The sequence below is a fragment of the Marinagarivorans algicola genome (assembly GCF_001292705.1).
In the GTDB taxonomy this organism is placed as follows: Bacteria; Pseudomonadota; Gammaproteobacteria; order Pseudomonadales; family Cellvibrionaceae; genus Marinagarivorans; species Marinagarivorans algicola.
The window spans coordinates 1-1,161 of the sequence record NZ_LGAK01000071.1 but is presented as its reverse complement, the minus strand read 5'-3'; the positions used below and the strand labels follow the sequence as shown (position 1 = coordinate 1,161).

Genomic DNA, 1,161 nt, shown 5'->3' with positions numbered 1-1,161 from the left:
CCGACTAATTCGGTTTTGTTTTCACGCACAAAATCACCAACGCTTTGCGTCAGCGCATCGATTTCGCCGGTCATTTCGCCGCCAGCAATGCCGGCTATCTCGGCCCATGCCGTACTCACCGTGCTACGCAAATGACTAAACGATTGGCTATAGGCTGTAGCACCTTTAGCCCCCTCAGCTGTCAGCAAATTAAACTTTTTTTGACTACCGAGTAAATCATCAATGGACTGGCCCGTACCGCGAATATACGTGACTACTTTATTGGCCTCGCCGCCAAATAAGATATCGGCAAGGCTCGCCGCTTGCTGCGTGTCTTTAACACGCTGCAAGCGCTTCATAATAAATTCAAATTGCTGCGCAGCGCTTAAGCCTTCGAGCATGCTTTGATCGACCCCTAAAGCGCCAAACACCTCACCAACGGCACTGTTTTTACCTAGCGCCTTAAACTCACCAAATTTATTGCCCAGCTCTTCAACTAAATCACCGGTATGCTCAGCATCTAAGCCCGCCCGCGACACCAAGGCGCCCCAAGCATTAAAGTCATCAATGGCCATGCCGTAACTTTTGGCCATGCCATCAACTTGTGCTGTGTGCAAGTTAGTGGCCGCACCCAGCCCTACAATGCTGCTACCGACACCCATAGCCACCGCAGCCACGCCACCGAGCATCGTCGCGAGCCTGCCCAACGATGAGGCGTGACCGGCGACATTATTGAATAAGTTAACTTGACGCTCGGCATCTGCAATGGCTTCGCCAAGCTCTTCATACTCTGCCGTTAAATCGCTAACGTCTTCGCCGGCGTCTTGAGCCCGCTCAATGCTTCGCAGTAGGCGAGTCTGCTCGCGACTTAACGCGCTGACCGAGCCCCTCGCACGATTAAACTGTTGATTAAAAACACCGCCAATTTGCCGTATAGGGCCTAACTCGGCCCCAAAGCGAATGACCGAGCGACTGTCTGAATTACTCATTTTTTGGCAGCTCGCTTAAATAATAAAATAAATCGTCAACGGGTAAATCCAGCAAATCAGACAAAGACCACGACGTATGCGTGGCCAATATCAGCATGGCTTTTTTTAGGTCTTTTTCGGCGTACCGTCCGCAGCCATCGGCGCAAACTTTTTTACAGCGTCTTGCATCCGCTCATAATCACGCAAATCTAAA

The 1,161-nt window shown here is 50.8% G+C and carries 1 protein-coding gene; it reads right to left on the bottom strand.

The annotated features are described in order from the left end of the window. Positions 1-968, bottom strand: a 968-nt coding sequence (locus AC438_RS15820) for a phage tail tape measure protein (RefSeq protein WP_162230768.1), incomplete at its 3' end; no start/stop codon positions are given. Positions 969-1,161: the final 193 nt, after the last annotated feature.